Below are 1186 nucleotides of genomic sequence, written 5' to 3' on the forward strand. Positions count from 1 at the left end.
AGCAGATCAACCAGGCGATCACGCAGATGGACCAGGTGACGCAGCAAAACGCTGCGCTGGTGGAAGAAGCGGCAGCGGCGGCCGCTTCACTGCAAGAGCAGGCCGGCGGGCTCAGCCAGGTGGTCAGCGTGTTCCGGCTGGAAAACAGCCAGCAGTTCAACCATGTCGCTGCGCCGCAGCGCACGATCCCGGCCTCTCAGCGCAATGCGCCGACGCAGCCGCTTGCGGCCAAACGAACGATTGCCGCGCCGCAGCGCAAACAGTTGGCCGTGGCTGGCGCGCCGGGGGCGGGTGAGTGGGATGAGTTTTAACGCGGAAATTGCTTCATCAAGACCTTTTTTCGGCATGAGGATTTCACTCGTCATGAGCAGGTCGATAAAGCCAGCGATCAAACGCGGCATTTGAATTTTTAACGAAAGCGTCCATGAACGAAATCGACCAATACCTGAACCGGCATTACCAAAGAGCCGACCGGGTCATGTTGCCTATTGTGTGGCTGCTGTTTGTCATGTCGCTTGCTTTGTCAGGGTGGCATGACACCCTCAAGTGGGCGCTGTTGATTGGCCTGCCCGCCGCCCTGATTCCAACTGCCCTGATTTTTGCCTCGCCGGGTTCGCTGATGACGCGTTCATCCTTTGCAGCGGCGGTGATGATTTTTGCCGGACTGCATATTCATCAGGCAGCCGGCATGAGCGAGCTTCACTTTGGTATTTTTGTTTTGCTCGCAATCCTGCTGGTGTATCGCAGCTGGTTCGTGATTCTCGTCGCGGCCGCAGTCATTGCTCTGCACCATTTGAGTTTTAACTATCTCCAGCAGTGGGGCTATGACGTCGTGTGTTTTACCAAGCCCGGACTGGGGATTGTGCTCAGCCATGCTGCCTATGTGGTGGTCGAGGCGGCTGTGCTTTCGTATTTGTCCGTCTTGATGCACCGGGAAATAGTGCAATCGGCGGAACTGGACGTGCGGGTCACCGCGCTTGCTGCTGGCGGTAATGGCGACATAGACCTGTCAGCCCTGCCGGTAAAAGCGCAAAGCAAGAGTGCCAAAGACCTGGAAGCTGTCGTTGCTACCCTGCGTGCAACCGTCCTGAGTGTCCGCCAGGGCACCGACACCATCGCCACGGCGTCCAGCCAGATCGCTGCAGGCAACCAGGACCTGTCCAGCCGCACCGAGCAGCAGGCTTCT

At 58.3% G+C, this 1186-nt stretch carries 2 pseudogenes; both read left to right on the forward strand.

From position 1 onward, the window contains the following. Window positions 1-311: pseudogene (locus tag GZ092_RS21170) on the forward strand (methyl-accepting chemotaxis protein); the annotation flags it as partial. Window positions 312-424: 113 nt separating this feature from the next. Beyond that, window positions 425-1186, forward strand: a pseudogene (locus tag GZ092_RS21175) (chemotaxis protein); the annotation flags it as partial.

This window comes from Polaromonas sp., assembly GCF_010365105.1.
Taxonomy (GTDB): domain Bacteria; phylum Pseudomonadota; class Gammaproteobacteria; order Burkholderiales; family Burkholderiaceae_C; genus Polaromonas.